This is a genomic window from Corynebacterium ammoniagenes DSM 20306 (assembly GCF_001941425.1).
Taxonomy (GTDB): domain Bacteria; phylum Actinomycetota; class Actinomycetes; order Mycobacteriales; family Mycobacteriaceae; genus Corynebacterium; species Corynebacterium ammoniagenes.
Window position 1 is genome coordinate 466,795 of record NZ_CP009244.1, and the last position, 19,268, is coordinate 486,062.

12 protein-coding genes and 1 riboswitch are annotated in these 19,268 nt (G+C 55.4%); of the genes, 11 read left to right on the plus strand and 1 reads right to left on the minus strand.

The features are described from left to right. The first annotated feature begins 31 nt into the window (after positions 1-31). Positions 32-1,042 (plus strand): NADP-dependent oxidoreductase, encoded by a 1,011-nt coding sequence (locus CAMM_RS02280; RefSeq protein ID WP_040355789.1) that lies wholly within the window; start codon positions 32-34, stop codon positions 1,040-1,042. Here the strand turns inward: CAMM_RS02280 and pgfA are convergent. Next, entirely contained in the window at positions 1,039-1,995 is a 957-nt protein-coding gene (gene pgfA / locus CAMM_RS02285; RefSeq protein WP_003848050.1) for a cell envelope lipid trafficking protein PgfA, read from the minus strand. The genes CAMM_RS02280 and pgfA overlap by 4 nt on opposite strands. 503 nt (positions 1,996-2,498) lie before the next feature. Here pgfA and rpoB point away from each other — a divergent pair. From rpoB to tuf, 10 genes are all read left to right on the plus strand, one after another. Continuing rightward, positions 2,499-5,993, plus strand: coding sequence for a DNA-directed RNA polymerase subunit beta (gene rpoB, locus CAMM_RS02290; RefSeq protein WP_003848052.1), 3,495 nt, complete (start codon positions 2,499-2,501; stop codon positions 5,991-5,993). Positions 5,994-6,103: 110 nt separating this feature from the next. After that, positions 6,104-10,099, plus strand: a complete 3,996-nt coding sequence (locus tag CAMM_RS02295) for a DNA-directed RNA polymerase subunit beta' (RefSeq protein ID WP_040355792.1) — start codon at positions 6,104-6,106, stop codon at positions 10,097-10,099. A 110-nt stretch (positions 10,100-10,209) separates the two neighbouring features. Continuing rightward, positions 10,210-10,327, plus strand: a riboswitch (TPP riboswitch). Continuing rightward, positions 10,318-10,923, plus strand: coding sequence for an ECF transporter S component (locus CAMM_RS02300; RefSeq protein WP_003848055.1), 606 nt, complete (start codon positions 10,318-10,320; stop codon positions 10,921-10,923). It overlaps the preceding riboswitch by 10 nt. Continuing rightward, positions 10,923-12,359 (plus strand): ABC transporter ATP-binding protein, encoded by a 1,437-nt coding sequence (locus tag CAMM_RS02305; protein ID WP_003848056.1) that lies wholly within the window; start codon positions 10,923-10,925, stop codon positions 12,357-12,359. Before CAMM_RS02300 ends, CAMM_RS02305 begins: the two co-directional genes overlap by 1 nt. Further along, positions 12,352-13,122 carry an energy-coupling factor transporter transmembrane component T family protein gene (locus CAMM_RS02310; protein ID WP_003848057.1) on the plus strand — a complete coding sequence of 257 codons (771 nt, stop codon included), beginning with the start codon at positions 12,352-12,354 and terminating at the stop codon, positions 13,120-13,122. Before CAMM_RS02305 ends, CAMM_RS02310 begins: the two co-directional genes overlap by 8 nt. A gap of 136 nt (positions 13,123-13,258) precedes the next feature. Beyond that, positions 13,259-14,032: a nucleoside/nucleotide kinase family protein gene (locus tag CAMM_RS02315; RefSeq protein WP_232051023.1), complete on the plus strand. Its 774-nt coding sequence runs from the start codon at positions 13,259-13,261 to the stop codon at positions 14,030-14,032. A gap of 321 nt (positions 14,033-14,353) precedes the next feature. Next, on the plus strand, positions 14,354-14,725 hold the full coding sequence (gene rpsL / locus CAMM_RS02320) for a 30S ribosomal protein S12 (protein WP_003848060.1): 372 nt from the start codon (positions 14,354-14,356) through the stop codon (positions 14,723-14,725). A 4-nt stretch (positions 14,726-14,729) separates the two neighbouring features. Then, positions 14,730-15,197 carry a 30S ribosomal protein S7 gene (gene rpsG, locus CAMM_RS02325; protein ID WP_003848061.1) on the plus strand — a complete coding sequence of 156 codons (468 nt, stop codon included), beginning with the start codon at positions 14,730-14,732 and terminating at the stop codon, positions 15,195-15,197. 347 nt (positions 15,198-15,544) lie between these two features. Next, the gene (gene fusA / locus CAMM_RS02330; protein WP_003848062.1) at positions 15,545-17,674 is read left to right on the plus strand and encodes an elongation factor G; all 2,130 of its coding nucleotides are present in this window, start codon (positions 15,545-15,547) and stop codon (positions 17,672-17,674) included. Between the two features lie 388 nt (positions 17,675-18,062). Next, positions 18,063-19,253, plus strand: coding sequence for an elongation factor Tu (gene tuf / locus CAMM_RS02335; RefSeq protein ID WP_003848063.1), 1,191 nt, complete (start codon positions 18,063-18,065; stop codon positions 19,251-19,253). Positions 19,254-19,268: the final 15 nt, after the last annotated feature.

Genomic DNA, 19,268 nt, shown 5'->3' on the forward strand with positions numbered 1-19,268 from the left:
GTTTCGAAAAGATTGAGGAGAATTTTCCACAATGTCTAACAACACAAGTACTCAAATCCAACTTACTAACCGACCTACCGGATGGCCAACGCATGATGATTTCCGAGCAGCCACCGTCGAATACCACGAACTGGAACCAGGGCAGGTTCGCGTTCGCAATGAGTTCGTCTCTGTCGACCCTTATATGCGCGGGCGTATGAATGACACACGCAGCTATGTCGCACCGTTTGCACTTGGTGAGACTATTACCGGGGGAGCAGTAGGCCGCGTGATTGAGTCGGCATCAGATTCGTTGGAGGTAGGCACTGCGGTGCTACACCAGCATGGCTGGACCGATATTATCCAAGCCGACGCCGAGACCTTCCGTCCCGTGCCGGATATTGACGGAGTTCCACTATCCGTGCACCTGCACATCTTGGGCATGACAGGGCTTACTGCCTATGTCGGCCTGACCGCTATTGCTGGTTTGAACAAGGGCGATACAGTATTTGTCTCCGGTGCAGCTGGTGCCGTGGGTACCGCCGTTGGCCAAATCGCTAAGCAGCTGGGGGCTGGGCGGGTAATCGGTTCTGCGGGCTCAGCCGATAAGGTTGCTTTGCTTACGGAAAAATATGGCTACGATGAGGCCTTTAATTACAAGGAAGTTAATGTCCGCGAGCAGCTGCCGAAGTCAGCTCCAGATGGCGTTGATGTCTACTACGACAACGTTGGCGGGGACCACTTGGAAGCAGCGCTGGATGTCATGAATGACGGCGGTCGCATCGCGTTGTGCGGCGCCATCTCAGGATACAACGCCACCGATCGCACCCCAGGGCCGGATAACATGGCCAATATTATTACCCGCGGGCTCAAGCTGGAAGGGTTCACCTTGGCCAATTACTTGGACCTAGCGCCGGAGTTCCGCGAGAAGATGAGCCCATGGTTTGCTGAAGGCAAGATTACTTACGATGAGACCGTCGTTGACGGCATCGAGAACACCGTCGATGCTTTCCTTAACATGATGCGCGGCGGCAATACCGGCAAGATGCTGGTCCGAATTTAACGCTTACGGCGAGGCCAGAAGGTGCCAACGAGGCCTAAGACTGCGAGGATACCGCCGCCGATAAGCAGGCCGAGACGCACATTGCGGGCGGTGGATTCTTTCGGCACCTCCGCGGCTTGGGCCAGCATGGCGGCGCGGTCTTCATCCGTGCTTGAGGCGTTGAGCACCAGGGCATCGTGATCGGCATTGCCCTCGCGGTCCGCGTAGTAGTCGTGGATGTCTACATCCATGCCGATCAGCAAACCGGTTTCTTGATCCACATAGAGCTCACGGGTTCCAGAATGGAAAAGGTAGCCGGCCTCGGTACCGCCGTCTTCAGTTTCTAACTGCGTGGTATTAAAAGCACCGGCGTACAACGTGGCAACATTGACCGGCTCAATTTCTTGGTGGTAGCGGTAGACGGTGCGGCCGTCAACTTCGAGCTCTTCTTCAAAGACTGCATCCCGTGCTGCCCTTAACGTGGGATCATAAGCCGGGTATGTGGTCTTGGCGGCATCGGAAGGAAACTTAAACCAATAGCCATCGACCGCCGAGGTGGTCATGGGGGAGGCGAGTTGGTAGCTAATGTCTGCCTCGCTGGTGGCTTCACCAGTAATGCGGTCAATGGAGTAATTCCAGATTTGTGCCTGCACCAAGTTCTCGATGGCACCATCGTCGCCAAAGCCGCGGAACGTTGATTCACCAATGCTGACGGTCGCATTTTGTGCATCCGAAGGATCTTGGACGTCCACGTGCATCTGATAAGTGACCGGACCGTTGTATTCCTCGGTGCCTTCTTCGCTCCTTTTTAAAGCGGTGCCATCTTCATCGGTCAACGTATAGGTTGCGCCAGTCAGATCGAGGGGAAGTCGCGCGCTGGCATGTAAAAATTGCGGGGTCACAATGCCTGCAACCAGCAGGGCGACGCCGAGACCTAGCAGCACAATGGAGATAACTCGAGACTTTGGCAGCATGGATATTTAGTCTACCTGTCGCCTAGGTAATCTAATGGCGCGCGGGCCGTATGTTTCATATTCCCGAAAGCTCGTGGTAGATTGCCGCGGTAGGACACGACGTGCAATGACACTTAAGTCCGCGCGGTAGTGCTGCCAGATTTCTTAGCTGTTTGTGCACACCAAGGCCCAAAATACCGATATTGGTAGAGTGTGTGTAAGAATTGACACCAGCACACCGCGCGTAAGCTGCAGTGATCCGGAGCAGCTTGTGCAATAGTCGTTGTCGAATAAAAAAGTCAAGTCTGACTTTACATGGGGGAAAAGTTAGACTAGGCTATTTCTTTGCGCTGGAATCCGGATCTTCAGTGCGCATTTAGCCTTGACGAGCGGTGATGGCAAAGCCGATTTGACAGGGTGATTTTGTGCTATCTGAACCCGATTATTCCACAGCAGACCGAATGCTAAATCTACCAGCGGTTTTCGTTCTTCAAGGTGGTTCTTGACAGAGCGTTCCGCGTGAGGTGCTGGAAGGACCCATCTTGGCAGTCTCCCGCCAGACCAAGTCAGTGGCCAATATCCCTGGAGCCCCGAAGCGTTATTCGTTCGCTAAAATCAGCGAACCTATTGCGGTTCCGGGCCTCCTTGATCTACAACTTGAATCCTTTGCATGGCTCATCGGCACGTCCGAGTGGCGTGAGCGTCAGCAGGAAGAGCGTGGCGAAGAACACGTTTCCTCTGGCCTCGAAGATATCTTGGCAGAGTTGTCTCCAATTCAGGACTACTCCGGCAACATGTCTTTGTCTCTGTCTGAGCCACGCTTTGAGCCGGTGAAAAACACCGTCGACGAGTGCAAGGAAAAGGACATCAACTACTCTGCTCCGCTTTATGTCACGGCAGAGTTCATTAACAACGACACCCAGGAAATTAAATCCCAGACCGTCTTCATTGGTGATTTCCCAATGATGACTGATGAAGGCACCTTCATCGTCAACGGCACCGAGCGTGTTGTTGTCTCCCAGCTGGTTCGTTCCCCAGGTGTTTACTTCGACCAGACTATTGATAAGTCTACGGAGCGTCCTTTGCACTCCGTGAAGGTCATCCCATCCCGCGGTGCTTGGTTGGAATTTGACGTGGACAAGCGCGACACCGTTGGTGTGCGCATTGACCGTAAGCGTCGTCAGCCAGTGACCGTTCTTCTGAAGGCTTTGGGCTGGACCGAACAGCAGATCCGCGATCGCTTCGGCTTCTCCGAGCTGATGATGTCGACCCTGGAATCTGACGGCATCGCCAACACCGACGAAGCATTGCTGGAGATCTACCGCAAGCAGCGTCCAGGTGAGCAGCCAACCCGCGATCTTGCACAGTCCTTGCTGGACAACTCCTTCTTCCGCGCAAAGCGCTACGACTTGGCACGCGTTGGCCGTTACAAGGTCAACCGCAAGCTGGGTCTTGGTGGAGATCATGAGGGTCTGATGACCCTGACCGAAGAAGACATTGCAGTAACCCTGGAATACTTGGTTCGTCTTCACACCGGTGAGCGTGAGATGAAGGCACCTAATGGTGAGATGATCCCGGTTAACACCGATGACATCGACCACTTTGGTAACCGTCGTCTGCGTACCGTTGGCGAATTGATCCAAAACCAGGTCCGCGTTGGCCTGTCCCGCATGGAGCGTGTTGTGCGTGAGCGCATGACCACGCAGGATGCGGAGTCAATTACGCCAACGTCATTGATTAACGTTCGTCCAGTTTCGGCAGCGATTCGTGAGTTTTTCGGTACCTCCCAGCTGTCACAGTTTATGGACCAGAACAACTCGCTGTCGGGTCTTACCCACAAGCGTCGTCTGTCCGCGCTAGGCCCGGGTGGTCTGTCCCGTGAGCGCGCTGGCATTGAGGTCCGAGACGTTCACCCATCTCACTACGGCCGTATGTGCCCAATTGAGACTCCCGAAGGTCCAAACATTGGTCTTATCGGTTCCTTGGCTTCTTATGCTCGCGTGAATGCTTTCGGCTTCATCGAGACTCCTTACCGCAAGGTGGAAAACGGCCGGGTTACCGACGAGGTTCGTTACCTGACCGCTGATGAAGAAGACCGTTACTCCATCGCGCAGGCTGAGGTGGAGCAGGACGCTGACGGCAACATCGTCGGCGACCGTATCGAGGTTCGCCTCAAGGACGGCGATATCGGCGTGACCGACGCTAATGGCGTCGACTACGTTGACGTGTCTCCACGTCAGATGGTTTCTGTTGGTACGGCCATGATTCCGTTCTTGGAGCATGACGATGCTAACCGTGCCCTGATGGGTGCGAACATGCAGAAGCAGGCTGTTCCACTGGTTCGCGGCGAAGCACCTTATGTTGGTACCGGTATGGAGCTGCGCGCTGCATACGATGCCGGCGATATGGTCATCTCCCCGAAGGCCGGCGTTGTTGAAAACGTCAACGCTGACCTCATCACCATCATGGATGATGAAGGTGTTCGTGATACCTACATGTTGCGCAAGTTTGAGCGCACCAACCAGGGCACGAACTACAACCAGACTCCGTTGGTCAACATGGGCGACCGTGTTGAGGCAGGCCAGGTGCTTGCCGATGGCCCAGGTACCCACAATGGCGAAATGTCGTTGGGTCGTAACCTGCTCGTGGCGTTTATGCCATGGGAAGGCCACAACTACGAGGATGCGATCATTCTGAGCCAGCGCATCGTGGAAGAGGACGTTTTGACCTCGATCCACATCGAAGAGCATGAGATTGATGCTCGCGATACCAAGCTGGGTGCAGAAGAGATCACCCGTGAGATTCCAAACGTGTCCGAAGATGTTCTTCGTGACTTGGATGACCGCGGCATCATCCGCATCGGTGCCGATGTTCGCGCTGGCGATATTCTGGTGGGCAAGGTGACGCCAAAGGGCGAGACCGAGCTGACCCCAGAAGAGCGCTTGCTGCGCGCCATCTTCGGTGAGAAGGCTCGCGAAGTTCGCGATACTTCCATGAAGGTTCCACACGGTGAAACCGGCAAGGTCATTGGCGTTGCTCGTTTCTCCCGTGAAGACGATGATGATTTGGCGCCTGGCGTCAATGAGATGATTCGTGTCTACGTTGCGCAAAAGCGCAAGATCCAGGACGGCGATAAGCTCGCTGGCCGCCACGGCAACAAGGGTGTTGTGGGTAAGGTGCTGCCTCCAGAGGACATGCCATTTATGGCTGACGGCACCCCAGTAGACGTCATCTTGAACACCCACGGTGTTCCACGTCGTATGAACATTGGTCAGGTTCTCGAGCTGCACTTGGGCTGGCTGGCACACACCGGCTGGACCGTAGACACCGAGGATCCAAAGAACGAAGAGCTGCTGAAGACTCTGCCGGAAGAACTGTACGATGTTCCAGCGGATTCCTTGACTGCAACGCCAGTATTCGACGGTGCAACCAACGAAGAAATCTCACGCTTGCTGGCTTCTTCGAAGCCAAACCGCGATGGTGATGTCATGGTCGACGAAGACGGCAAGACTGTCCTCTTCGACGGTCGTTCAGGTGAGCCATACCAGTACCCAATCTCGGTTGGTTTCATGTACATCCTGAAGCTGCACCACCTGATTGATGAGAAGATCCACGCACGTTCTACCGGTCCTTACTCCATGATTACCCAGCAGCCACTGGGTGGTAAGGCACAGTTCGGTGGACAGCGCTTCGGTGAGATGGAGGTGTGGGCCATGCAGGCATACGGCGCGGCTTACACCCTGCAGGAACTGCTGACCATCAAATCCGATGACGTGGTTGGTCGTGTGAAGGTCTATGAAGCAATTGTTAAGGGCGACAACATCCCGGATCCAGGTATTCCTGAGTCCTTCAAGGTGTTGCTCAAGGAGCTCCAGTCCCTGTGTCTGAACGTGGAAGTTCTTTCCGCTGACGGCACACCGATGGAACTTTCTGGCTCTGATGACGACGATATGGAATCTGGTTCTTCCATGGGCATTAACTTGTCCCGTGACGAGGGCTCTTCCGCCGACATCGCTTAACAAGTGCACTGTGTCCTTGGCGCGAATGCGTTAAGGACACACGAAACGTTATTTAGAACTAAAAGCCAATCAACTTCCTCCGTTTCAGGAGGATGAAAGGGAGACGTTACGTGTTCGACGTAAATCTCTTCGACGAGCTTCGTATTGGACTGGCCACCGCCGACGACATCCGCCGTTGGTCTAAGGGCGAGGTAAAGAAGCCTGAGACCATCAACTACCGCACCCTGAAGCCAGAAAAGGACGGCCTTTTCTGTGAGCGTATCTTCGGCCCTACCCGTGACTGGGAGTGCCAGTGCGGTAAATACAAGCGTGTCCGCTACAAGGGCATCATTTGTGAGCGTTGTGGCGTTGAGGTCACCAAGTCCAAGGTTCGTCGTGAACGCATGGGCCACATTGAGCTTGCTGCTCCCGTGACCCACATCTGGTACTTCAAGGGTGTCCCATCCCGTTTGGGCTACCTGTTGGACCTTGCTCCAAAGGACCTGGAGCGCATCATCTACTTCGCAGCCAACATCATCACGTCCGTTGATGACGAGGCTCGCCACAACGACCTGTCGACTCTCGAAGGCGAAATGCTTTTGGAGAAGAAGGACGTTGAAGATGACGTCAATGCTGAAATTGCTGAGCGTGCAGCCAAGCTCGAAGATGACCTGGCTGCTCTCGAAGCAGAAGGCGCGAAGGCTGACGCACGCCGCAAGGTTCAGAATGCTGCTGATAAGGAAATGCAGCACATTCGTGAACGCGGTGAGCGTGAGGTCGCACGTCTGGATGAAATCTGGAACACCTTCAACAAGCTTGCTCCAAAGCAGATGATCATTGATGAGACCATCTACGAAGAGCTGGTTGACCGCTACGAAGATTACTTCACCGGCGGCATGGGTGCGGAAGCAATCCAGACCCTGATTCGCAACTTCGATCTCGATGCAGAGGCCGAAGAGCTGCGCGACGTCATCAACAATGGCAAGGGCCAGAAGAAGATGCGTGCACTCAAGCGCCTCAAGGTTGTTGCTGCATTTCAGCGCTCGGGCAATGACCCAGCTGGCATGGTCCTGGACTCTATCCCAGTGATCCCACCAGAGCTGCGCCCCATGGTGCAGCTCGACGGTGGACGCTTTGCAACCTCTGACTTGAACGACCTTTACCGTCGTGTCATCAACCGCAATAACCGCCTCAAGCGCATGATCGATCTCGGCGCACCTGAGATCATCGTCAACAACGAAAAGCGCATGCTGCAGGAATCTGTAGACGCGTTGTTCGATAACGGTCGTCGTGGTCGTCCAGTTTCTGGTCCAGGCAGCCGTCCGCTGAAGTCCTTGAGTGACTTGCTCAAGGGTAAGCAGGGACGTTTCCGTCAGAACCTGCTGGGTAAGCGTGTTGACTACTCCGGTCGTTCCGTCATTATTGTCGGTCCTCAGCTGAAGCTGCACGAGTGTGGTCTTCCGAAGCTGATGGCGCTGGAGCTGTTTAAGCCATTCGTTATGAAGCGTCTGGTGGAAAACGACTACGCGCAGAACATCAAGTCTGCAAAGCGCATGGTCGAGCGTCAGCGTCCAGAGGTCTGGGACGTTTTGGAAGAAGCAATTTCCGAGCACCCAGTTCTTCTCAACCGTGCACCAACCCTGCACCGCCTGGGCATTCAGGCATTCGAGCCGAAGCTGGTTGAGGGTAAGGCTATTCAGCTGCACCCACTGGCTTGTGAAGCATTCAACGCCGACTTCGACGGTGACCAGATGGCAGTTCACCTGCCACTGTCCGCAGAAGCACAGGCTGAGGCTCGTGTGCTGATGCTGTCCTCCAACAACATTTTGTCCCCGGCATCTGGTAAGCCACTGGCTATGCCACGTCTGGACATGGTGACTGGTTTGTACTTCCTCACCATGAACAAGCGCGAGGACGAAATTGGTGGCAACGGTCGCTACGCTCCAGCGGATGAGAACGGCCCAGCACAGGGCATGTACTCCTCCTATGCGGAAGCGATCATGGCGTATGACCGCGGCGTTCTTGGCCTGCAGGCACCGATCAAGGTTCGCCTTGACCACCTGCGCCCAACCGAGGCAATTGAGGCAGCTCAATTCCCAGACGGTTGGACCAAGGGCGAGTCCTGGTTGGCTGAAACCACCCTGGGCCGCATCATGTTCAACGAGCTTCTGCCATGGAACTACCCATACCTAGAGGGCGTCATGGTCCGTAAGGGTGGCTCCAAGGACATTGTTCTGTTGGGCGATGTCATTAATGACCTCGCTATCAAGTACCCAATGATCACCGTTGCTCAGGTACTGGACAAGATGAAGGATGCCGGTTTCTACTGGGCAACCCGCTCTTGTGTCACCATTACCATGCACGACGTTCTGGTTCTTCCAAACAAGACCGAGATGCTCGAGTCTTACGAGAAGGAAGCAGAGCGCATCGAGCGCAAGTACTGGGATCAGGGTGCGCTGACTGAGCGTGAGCGCTACGACCGTCTGGTTGAGCTGTGGAAGGATGCAACTGACTCCGTGGGTAACGCGGTCGAGTCACTGTATCCAGATGACAACCCAATTCCGATGATCGTGAAGTCTGGTGCAGCAGGTAACATGCGTCAGATCTGGACCTTGGCCGGTATGAAGGGCATGGTTGTGAACTCTAAGGGTGACTACATCACCCGTCCGATTAAGACTTCCTTCCGTGAAGGTCTGTCGGTTCTGGAGTACTTCAACAACTCCCACGGTTCCCGTAAGGGTCTGGCCGATACCGCGCTGCGTACCGCTGACTCGGGCTACCTGACCCGTCGTCTGGTTGACGTTGCGCAGGATGTCATCGTTCGCGAAGACGACTGTGGCACCCGTCAGGGTGTTCGCGTTCCAATCGCGGAAGAGATTGCAGAAGACACCTTCGCAATCCACGAGCTGTGGGAGACCTCAGCTTCGGGCCGCGTTGTCGCAACAGATGTCAAGGATTCCGAGGGCAATGTCGTCGCCGAAGCTGGCGCAGACTTGACCGACGAACTCACTGACAAGCTGGTTAAGGCTGGCATCCCAGAGATCAAGGTCCGCTCGGTTCTGACTTGTCAGACCCCAGCCGGCGTCTGTGCGAAGTGCTACGGCAAGTCCATGGCTTCTGGCCAGCTGGTCGATATCGGCGAAGCAGTCGGTATTGTTGCTGCTCAGTCCATTGGTGAGCCTGGTACCCAGCTGACCATGCGTACCTTCCACCAGGGTGGTGTCGGTGGCGATATTACCGGCGGTCTGCCACGTGTTCAGGAACTATTTGAGGCACGTAACCCGAAGAACCGTGCACCAATCGCTTCTGTCGATGGCACCGTGTCACTGTCCGATGAAGGAAACTTCTGGACGTTGACCATTACCCCAGACGATGGTTCGGACAATGTGGTCTACGAGAAGCTGTCGAAGCGTCAGGGCCTGGCTCAGGTTCGTCGCCCGATGGAGTCCAACCCGAATGCGATGATCGAGCGCTCCTTGCGCGACGGTGACCATGTCACCACCGGTCTTCGCTTGATGCGCGGTGCAGCTGACCCACACGACGTACTTGAGGTTCTCGGTCGTCGTGGCGTGGAAAAGCACCTCATTGATGAGGTTCAGGCTGTTTACCGTACTCAGGGTGTAGCCATCCACGACAAGCACATCGAGATCATCATCCGTCAGATGCTGCGTCGCGGTACTGTCATCGACTCGGGTAACACTGACTTGTTGCCAGGTACTTTGGTTGACCTTTCTGAGGCTCGCCAGATCAACTCCGCTATGCAGGCAGAGGGCAAGGAACCAGCTCAGCTGCGTTCTGAGATTATGGGTATTACCAAGGCTTCCTTGGCTACCGAGTCTTGGCTGTCTGCTGCGTCCTTCCAGGAGACCACGCGTGTGCTTACCGATGCCGCTATTAACAAGCGCTCTGATAAGCTCATCGGTCTCAAGGAGAACGTCATCATCGGTAAGCTGATCCCAGCTGGTACCGGTATCTCCCGTTACCGCAATATCTCCGTCAAGCCAACCGAGGCTGCCCGCAACGCGGCATACTCGATTCCAACTTACGGCGATTCCATCTACGGCGACGATGGCTTCGGTGAATTCACCGGCGCTTCCGTCCCACTGGATGAGGACTTCACCTTCTAGGTAAAAGTCCAGCGTAAACTACAGCGCCCGTGCTCTGAATATTTCAGGAGCACGGGCGCTGTTCTTATTTGCCCAAGGTAATAGCCCTCTGGTAGTTGTTGAAAGGCATCACATTCATTTACGGGTGCTCGCGAGCAAAGTGCGGGCTGAGAACCCCAGTGCAGGCGCTGGGAAACCGTCGAACTTGAACCGGATAATGCCGGCGAAAGGACAAAGAAATGGTTACTGTAGCTAACCCTGCTCGCTCCTTAAATTGGCGAGTTGTCGATATCATCGTTGCCTCCATCTTGGCAGTCGCATGCGGCCTGGTCTTCGTTTTCTGGAATTCCGTGGGCTACGCGTGGTTCATGGCCATGGACGCACTCACCCCAGGCCTCGGTGGTCTTGCCACCGGTATCTGGCTGGCTGGTGGTGTCATCGGCGCACTGGTCATCCGCAAACCCGGCGCAGCGATCTATGTCGAAACCCTGGCCGCAACGGTCTCCGCCGTCTTCGGCTCCCAGTGGGGCCCGGAAACGTTGTACTCCGGCCTGGCGCAAGGATTGGGTGTAGAGATCGTCTTCGCCATCTTCTTGTACCGCCGCTTCAGCCTGACCGTCGCCGCATTGGGCGGTGTCGGTGCAGCGCTTGGCGCCTTTGTCTTGGAACTATTTACCTCCGCCAATATTGCCAAGTCCCTGGAATTTAACCTCATCTACTTGGGCTGTCTCATTGTCTCCGGTGCCATCTTGGCCGGCGTGTTGAGCTTTGTGGCAGTTCAAGCACTAGCCAAGACCGGGGCGTTAGATCGCTTCGCCGTCGGACGCGAGCAGCGCGCAATTTAATGCCACAAATCATCACGCGGGGTTTGAGCTGGCAGCACGCCGGCCGTAATTCCCCGGCTATTTCTGACCTTGATTTAACAATTGAACGCGGCGAGAAAATCTTGCTCGCCGGCGACTCCGGTTCCGGGAAATCCACGCTGCTGGCAGCGCTTGCAGGCGTACTCGGCGGGGATGATGAAGGAACCTTATGCGGCGAACTGACCATCAATGCCGGCACCGTTGGGCTGGTTCTACAAGATCCTGACTCACAGGTTATTGCTTCACGCGTCGGTGATGACGTGGCCTTTGGCTGTGAAAACCTGGGGCTAGACCGCGATGAGATCTGGCGCCGCGTTCACATGGCATTGGAGCTGGTGGGTTTGGATCTCAGCATCGATCACCCCACCGCACGGCTTTCTGGCGGGCAAAAGCAACGCCTGGCGCTAGCCGGGGTGATTGCCATGGGTGCCGAGGTCATCTTATTGGATGAACCCACGGCAAACTTGGACCCGCAAGGCTCTGCCGATGTCGTAGCCGCCGTGCAGCACATCGTGGAAGAAACCGGCGCAACCCTGATTGTCATTGAGCACAATTACAAGGAATGGGCACCCGTTCTAGACCGTGCCATTGTTTTGGAGCACGGCAAATTAGTCTATGACGGCGATAGTGCCACGGCCATCGCTAAGCGGCGCATCACGGGCCTACCCGCCGCGCAGCCAGTGCTTAACGATGCCCCCGCCGCGCTTTTCTCTCACAACCTGGTCACACGGTTCGGCCCGGCTCGGACCCTTGCTGTGCCCGAAGGCGCGTCGACGGTCATTACCGGAGCTAATGGCTTGGGCAAGACCACGTGGCTGATGACAATGGCCGGGCTGCTGAAACCCGTAGCCGGTGAGCTGGGATATTCCGCAAGCATTCGCCGCGGTTTAAAGGCCAACCCGCATGCCTGGACCTCGGCCCAACTAGCACAGCGGATTGGTTTTGTGTTTCAAAACCCCGAGCATCAATTCGTCGCGCGCAGCGTGCTCGAAGAAATGCGCGTGGGTCCCAGCGTCATGCGAACGCTTTCCAAGCGAAAGCTTCTCAAACAGGATCGCCGCGGGCGAGCCCAAGATGAGCAAGGTGCTTTCGCAAGGGTGGGGGAGAAGGAGGTCGAAGAGCGCATCGACAAGCTCTTGCACCGCTTGCGGCTGACCTCGTTGGTAGAAGCGAACCCCTTTACCTTATCTGGTGGGGAAAAGCGCCGGTTGTCGGTTGCGACTGCCTTGGTGACCGCACCCAGCGTGGTGTTGCTGGACGAGCCCACCTTTGGCCAAGACCCGCAAACCTTTGCGGAACTGGTGTGGATGATCCGCGAGCTTGTCGATGACGGTGTCACCGTGGCTTCTATTACCCACGATGAGCTTTTTATCTCCGCCTTGGCCGATTGCCACCTGGTGGTGAGCGCTGATGCCTAATGTTTTATCTGAGGTCAACCCGCTGACCCGCCTGGCACTCATCTTGGTTTTAACCACCCCACAATTGCTCTCAGTGGATTGGGTCAGCGCCGCGGTGTCTTTGGCCATTACCTTTATGTGCGCCCCCTTGTGTGGGGTGGGGATTAAACGGCTGTTGGCGATGAGCTGGCCGCTGTTTATCATCGCGCCCATCTCTGGGGTGTCCATGTTGCTTTATGCCCAAGAAGGCGGCCGGGAGTACTTTTCTTTCTGGTTGGCAACCGTGACTGATAACTCCATTGAGCTGGCTTTAGCGATGATGCTGCGCGTGCTCGCTGTCGCCTTGCCCGTGATTGTCCTAGCGCGTGATATTGACCCGACTGAGCTCGGCGACGCCCTTGCCCAAATCCTGAAACTACCCCCGCGCTTTGTCATCGGTGCGGTAGCTGGCGTGCGGATGCTAACGCTATTTAAAGAAGACTGGCACGCCATGGCCCAGGCCCGCCGTGCCCGCGGGCTCGCTGATCGTGGAAAGATAGCGCATTTGGCGTCCATGTCTTTTGGGCTGTTGGTCTTAGCGTTGCGTCGCGGCGGCAAACTAGCCACTGCCATGGAAGCGCGCGGTTTTGCCCGACCCATTCCGGGTGGAGGTCGGCGCACCTGGGCGCGGGAATCCAGGCTAGTGGCTACGGACTGGTGGGTCATGCTCGCCGGTGTTATTTTGGCGTCGCTGCCTGTGCTTGTCTCGGTTGTTACTGACTCGTGGCGCTTTTTGGGGCTGTAGAAACTACGCGGAGATTTTGCCCGCAATTTTGTACAAAAAAGAATTTTTACGCATACCATGGAATGAATAAAGTTCTACTTCGAACTTGTGGCAAAGCATTTGAAAGGTGTGGCTAGGAAAGTACAGGATTGCCGACGTGCAATTCTTATTGGCTCATCCCAATTCCATGACTGTGATTATTAAAACCACCATTGACCCTGCAGCAAGTGCCGAGGGCGTACCAACCGGGTTTATGCCCAGCGAAGATAGTGCATCGGAGGAAGCAACAGCTGTTCCCGGTCAACACCGGGAAGAGAGCGATCCGCCCGATACCATCGAAGCCTCAACCTTTGAACAGGCCCAAGACCTGTTAGAGAACAAGATTGCGGAACTGGCAGAACAGCGCAATAAGCCTATGAAGCCGATTACCGTGCTTATCGATGGCCCCTCCGGCGCTGGTAAAACCTGGTTTGCCGCGCGCTTATCGGAGCACACCCAGTGGCAAACCGTGCACTTAGATGAGTTTTATCCCGGCTGGCAAGGGCTAGAAAAAGGCAGTGAGATGGTCAACAGCCAAGTCTTGCGCAAAATGAACCCGGGGTTTTGGCGCTGGGACTGGAACGCTCACGCACCGGCCGAGTGGTTTAGCTTGGATGGTCGCGACAACCTGATTGTCGAAGGGGTTGGTGCAGTCACCACTGCCAATATTGAAGCGGCAACAGCGCGTGGTTCGGTAGTAACCGTGATGGTCACTGGACCGCGTGAAGCCCGCAAGTCCCGCGCACTCGACCGGGATGAAGGCTATGAAGACTGGTTTGAAACCTGGGAGCGCCAGGAATTAGAACACTTCCAGCGGCTGGTCGACGAAGGCTTGGAACCGGATGTGGTGTGGGAGTGGCATTACTCCACCAGTTCCGTCCATAGCGCTTAGTTGCGGTGGGTGCATTTGTGCAGATCAGCGCCGGAAATGGGAGAAGAACTCCCCGTCAGCGGCGTTTTGTGAAAGTCGCGCTTTCTTTGGTAGTGTTGGCAAAGGTTCGTTGCATTATGTGACGAAGAGTCTGATCCTTTTCTCAGCTTTACACGCCAGTCAGTTGTGACTCGGTGGGGAATAGGTATCTGGACACGCGGTAGGACCCCGGAAAAGAGTCCTCATTTTTGCGTGTATTGGTACTTGTTTCTCACCGAAGAGCTCCAACCCGGCAGGCAGTGCGCTGAGGCAAGTAATTTCTACCGATAAGAAAGACTGGTTATGCCAACTATTCAGCAGCTGGTCCGCAAGGGCCGCAATACCCCGCGCACTAAGGTCGCTACCGCTGCGCTGAAGGGCTCCCCTCAGCGTCGCGGTGTATGCACCCGCGTGTACACCACCACTCCTAAGAAGCCTAACTCTGCTCTGCGTAAGGTTGCCCGTGTGCGCCTGACCACCGGCATTGAGGTTTCTGCATACATTCCAGGCGAGGGCCACAACCTGCAGGAGCACTCCATGGTGCTTGTCCGCGGTGGTCGTGTGAAGGACCTTCCTGGTGTCCGTTACAAGATCGTTCGTGGCTCCTTGGATACCCAGGGTGTCAAGGACCGCAAGCAGGCCCGTTCCCGTTACGGCGCAAAGAAGGGACAGTAATACAATGCGTAAGAATGCTGCACCAAAGCGTCCCGTAGTCAAAGATCCTGTTTACAACTCTGAGCAAGTTACTCAGCTGGTAAACAAGGTTCTTGTCGACGGCAAGAAGTCCACCGCAGAGCGTATCGTCTACGGCGCTCTGGAGATCTGCCGCGAAAAGACCGGCACCGATCCAGTAGGTACCTTGGAAAAGGCTCTTGGCAACATCCGCCCAGACCTTGAGGTTCGTTCTCGCCGTGTTGGTGGCGCAACCTACCAGGTTCCAATCGAGGTTCGTCCAGTTCGTGCTAACACCTTGGCACTGCGCTGGATGGTTACCTTCACCCGTCAGCGTCGCGAGAACTCGATGATCGAGCGCTTGGCAAATGAGATCTTGGATGCATCCAATGGTCTGGGCGCTTCCGTGAAGCGTCGCGAAGACACCCACAAGATGGCTGAGGCCAACCGCGCCTTCGCTCACTACCGCTGGTAGTTTGTGGCTGACTATGACCCGAGCAACACACCGGTTAAGTTTGCGCTGCAGCGCTTGTCGATGCAGCGACCTAAGCGCACTTTGCGTTTGGGCCGGATAACTTAAAAATGTGACCTGCTCGGGTTATTGTTTTCAATGCACAACGGACAAAATTGCCACTAGAGCGCTATGAACTAGCCCGAAGTAAGATTCTTAAGATAAATTTCATCTGAGAATTCCCCCTCCGGGCTGCTAAAGGGCGCGAATAATGGCAAGATTGAACGAGAACTACTGTACGTAACTGCGTTTGTGTTAAAGAAGGATTCTGAGACAACAAACGTGACAACAAACGAGTTGGGGTATTAACCGTGGCACAAGAAGTGCTTAAGGACCTGAAGAAGGTCCGCAACATCGGCATCATGGCGCACATCGATGCCGGTAAGACCACCACGACCGAGCGTATTCTCTTCTACACCGGTATCAACCGCAAGGTAGGCGAGACCCACGACGGCGCATCCACCACTGACTGGATGGAGCAGGAGAAAGAGCGCGGTATCACCATTACCTCCGCTGCTGTTACCTGTTTCTGGGAGGGCAACCAGGTCAACATCATTGACACCCCGGGTCACGTTGACTTCACCGTTGAGGTTGAGCGTTCCCTGCGTGTCCTAGATGGCGCTATTGCCGTATTCGACGGCAAGGAAGGCGTGGAGCCACAGTCCGAGCAGGTGTGGCGTCAGGCTGCGAAGTACGACGTTCCACGTATCTGCTTCGTCAACAAGATGGACAAGATGGGCGCGGACTTCTACTACACCGTGGACACCATCGTTGACCGCTTGGGCGCAAAGCCATTGGTTATGCAGCTGCCTATCGGCGCTGAAGATGACTTCGACGGCGTTGTTGACTTGCTCGAGATGAAGGCTCTTATGTGGCCAGGCAAGGTTGCCATCGGTACCGAGGCAACCGAGGCTGAAATCCCAGCTGACTTGGTCGACCGTGCCAACGAGTACCGCGAGAAGCTCGTGGAGACCGTTGCTGAGTCCGACGAAGAGCTCATGGAAAAGTACTTCGCTGGCGAGGAAATCACCATCGACGAGCTGAAGGCTGCTATCCGTAAGCTGGTCATCGCTTCTGAGATCTACCCTGTTTACTGTGGTACCGCGTACCGCAACAAGGGTGTCCAGCCACTGCTCGACGCAGTCATCGACTTCCTGCCTAACCCACTGGACGTGGGCGAGGTTCACGGCCACGCTGTGGGCAATGAGGACGAGGAGCTTGTTCGTAAGCCTTCCATTGACTCCCCATTCTCCGGCCTGGCTTTCAAGCTTGCTGCTCACCCATTCTTCGGTCAGCTGATCTTCGTCCGCGTTTACTCGGGCAAGGTCACCCCTGGTGATGAAGTACAAAACACCACCAAGGGCAAGAAGGAGCGCATTGGTAAGCTGTTCCAGATGCACGCCAACAAGGAAAACCCTGTTGAAGAAGCTGTAGCTGGTAACATCTACGCAATCATCGGCCTGAAGGACACCACCACTGGTGACACCCTGTCTGACCGTGCGAACCCAATCATTCTGGAGTCCATGGACTTCCCAGACCCTGTTATCAAGGTCTCCATCGAGCCTAAGACCAAGGCCGACCAGGAGAAGCTGGGTACCGCAATTCAGAAGCTTGCTGCTGAGGACCCAACCTTTACCGTCGAGCTGGATGAAGAATCCGGTCAGACCGTTATCGGCGGCATGGGCGAGCTCCACCTGGACGTTCTTGTTGACCGCATGAAGCGCGAATACAAGGTTGAAGCGAACATCGGTAACCCACAGGTTGCTTACCGCGAGACCATTCGCAAGGCTGTGGAGTCCCTGGACTTCACCCACAAGAAGCAGACCGGTGGTTCTGGTCAGTTCGCCAAGGTTATCGTCACCATCGAGCCTTACAACCCAGACCCATCCGAGCTGGAAGAGGGCGAGTCCGCTACTTACAAGTTCGAAAATGCCGTCACCGGTGGCCGTATTCCTAAGGAATACATCCCATCCGTCGATGCTGGTATTCAGGACGCAATGCAGTACGGCTTCCTCGCAGGCTTCCCATTGGTCAACGTTAAGGCAACCCTGGAAGACGGCGCTTACCACGACGTTGACTCCTCGGAAATGGCCTTCAAGTTGGCTGGTTCACAGGTTCTGAAGGAAGCTGTTGCTAAGGCAAAGCCGGTACTGCTGGAGCCTTTGATGGCAGTGGAAATCACCACTCCTGAAGAGTTCATGGGCGATGTTATCGGTGACGTTAACTCCCGTCGTGGCCAGGTCAACGCCATGGAAGACCGCGCTGGCGCCAAGCTGGTTAAGGCAAAGGTCCCACTGTCTGAGATGTTCGGCTACGTAGGCGACCTGCGTTCCCGCACCCAGGGCCGCGCAAACTACTCGATGGTCTTCGACTCCTACGCTGAGGTTCCATCCTCCGTTGCTCAGGAGATCATCGAAGAGCGCACCGGTGGCGGAAAGTAAGCTGTTTGCTTTAATTGCTGCCTGACCACGGCGCGGTTGGCTCTTCGCCAGTAGGGCCAACCACGTTCAGGCGGCTACCCCAGGAGGGTAGGGGTCACGCTGAATCAATAGGTACAATCTTGTTGATTGAGCTGGCCGTTACCCTCCTAGGATCCGAGATGATTCTTGTCGAGGACTAACGTCCGCACAAATCTTCCGCGGACAACCTCAAACCCCTTTTAGCTGGTTTGAAAATTCCGTGGCATAAATCTAGGATCGTGTAACTGGCACGAAAAGAAAGCGTCATGGGCGCTTGGTATTATCTTCCGGGATATTCTAAGTGCTGTGACAACTGTCAATCACGTGGCTGCGAAAGTCGTAGTCACAATGAAGTCCAGGAGGACATACAGTGGCAAAGGCTAAGTTTGAGCGTTCGAAGCCGCACGTAAACATCGGCACCATCGGACACGTCGACCACGGTAAGACCACCACGACCGCAGCTATCACCAAGGTACTGGCAGACCAGTACCCTGAGGAGAACGAAGCGTTCGCTTACGACATGATCGATAAGGCTCCTGAGGAGAAGGAGCGTGGTATTACCATTAACATCTCCCACGTTGAGTACTCCACCCCTAAGCGCCACTACGCACACGTAGACGCTCCAGGCCACGCGGACTACATCAAGAACATGATTACCGGTGCTGCTCAGATGGACGGCGCTATCTTGGTTGTTGCTGCAACCGATGGCCCAATGCCACAGACCCGTGAGCACGTTCTTCTTGCTCGCCAGGTTGGCGTTCCTTACATCCTCGTTGCACTGAACAAGTGTGACATGGTTGACGATGAGGAAATCATCGAGCTCGTTGAGATGGAAGTTCGTGAACTTCTGGCTGAGCAGGAGTTCGACGAGGAAGCTCCAATCGTTCACATCTCCGCTCTGGGCGCCCTGAACGGCGAAGAGAAGTGGGTACAGTCCGTCGTTGACCTGATGCAGGCTTGCGATGACTCCATCCCAGACCCAGTTCGTGAAACTGACAAGCCATTCTTGATGCCTATCGAGGACATCTTCACCATTACCGGTCGTGGCACCGTTGTCACCGGTCGTGTTGAGCGCGGTCAGCTGAACGTTAACGAAGACATCGAGATCATCGGTATCCAGGAGAAGTCCCTCTCCACCACCGTTACCGGTATCGAGATGTTCCGTAAGATGATGGACTACACCGAGGCTGGCGACAACTGTGGTCTGCTTCTGCGTGGTACCAAGCGTGAAGAGGTTGAGCGCGGCCAGGTTGCTATTAAGCCAGGCGCTTACACCCCTCACCGCAAGTTCGAGGGCTCCGTCTACGTCCTGAAGAAGGAAGAGGGCGGCCGCCACACCCCATTCATGGACAACTACCGTCCACAGTTCTACTTCCGCACCACCGACGTTACCGGTGTTGTGAAGTTGCCTGAGGGTGTCGAGATGGTCATGCCTGGCGATAACGTCGACATGTCCGTTGAGCTCATCCAGCCAGTTGCTATGGACGAGGGCCTGCGCTTCGCTATCCGCGAAGGCTCCCGCACCGTTGGCGCTGGTCGCGTGACCAAGGTTATCGAGTAATTCATTACTTCATAA

Excerpts from the sequence above, each read along its gene's own strand:
- CAMM_RS02280 (WP_040355789.1), top strand. The coding sequence starts at position 32 with ATGTCTAACAACACAAGTACTCAAATCCAACTTACTAACCGACCTACC.
- pgfA (WP_003848050.1), bottom strand. The coding sequence starts at position 1,995 with ATGCTGCCAAAGTCTCGAGTTATCTCCATTGTGCTGCTAGGTCTCGGC.
- CAMM_RS02300 (WP_003848055.1), top strand. The coding sequence starts at position 10,318 with ATGGTTACTGTAGCTAACCCTGCTCGCTCCTTAAATTGGCGAGTTGTC.
- CAMM_RS02305 (WP_003848056.1), top strand. The coding sequence starts at position 10,923 with ATGCCACAAATCATCACGCGGGGTTTGAGCTGGCAGCACGCCGGCCGT.
- CAMM_RS02310 (WP_003848057.1), top strand. The coding sequence starts at position 12,352 with ATGCCTAATGTTTTATCTGAGGTCAACCCGCTGACCCGCCTGGCACTC.
- rpsL (WP_003848060.1), top strand. The coding sequence starts at position 14,354 with ATGCCAACTATTCAGCAGCTGGTCCGCAAGGGCCGCAATACCCCGCGC.
- rpsG (WP_003848061.1), top strand. The coding sequence starts at position 14,730 with ATGCGTAAGAATGCTGCACCAAAGCGTCCCGTAGTCAAAGATCCTGTT.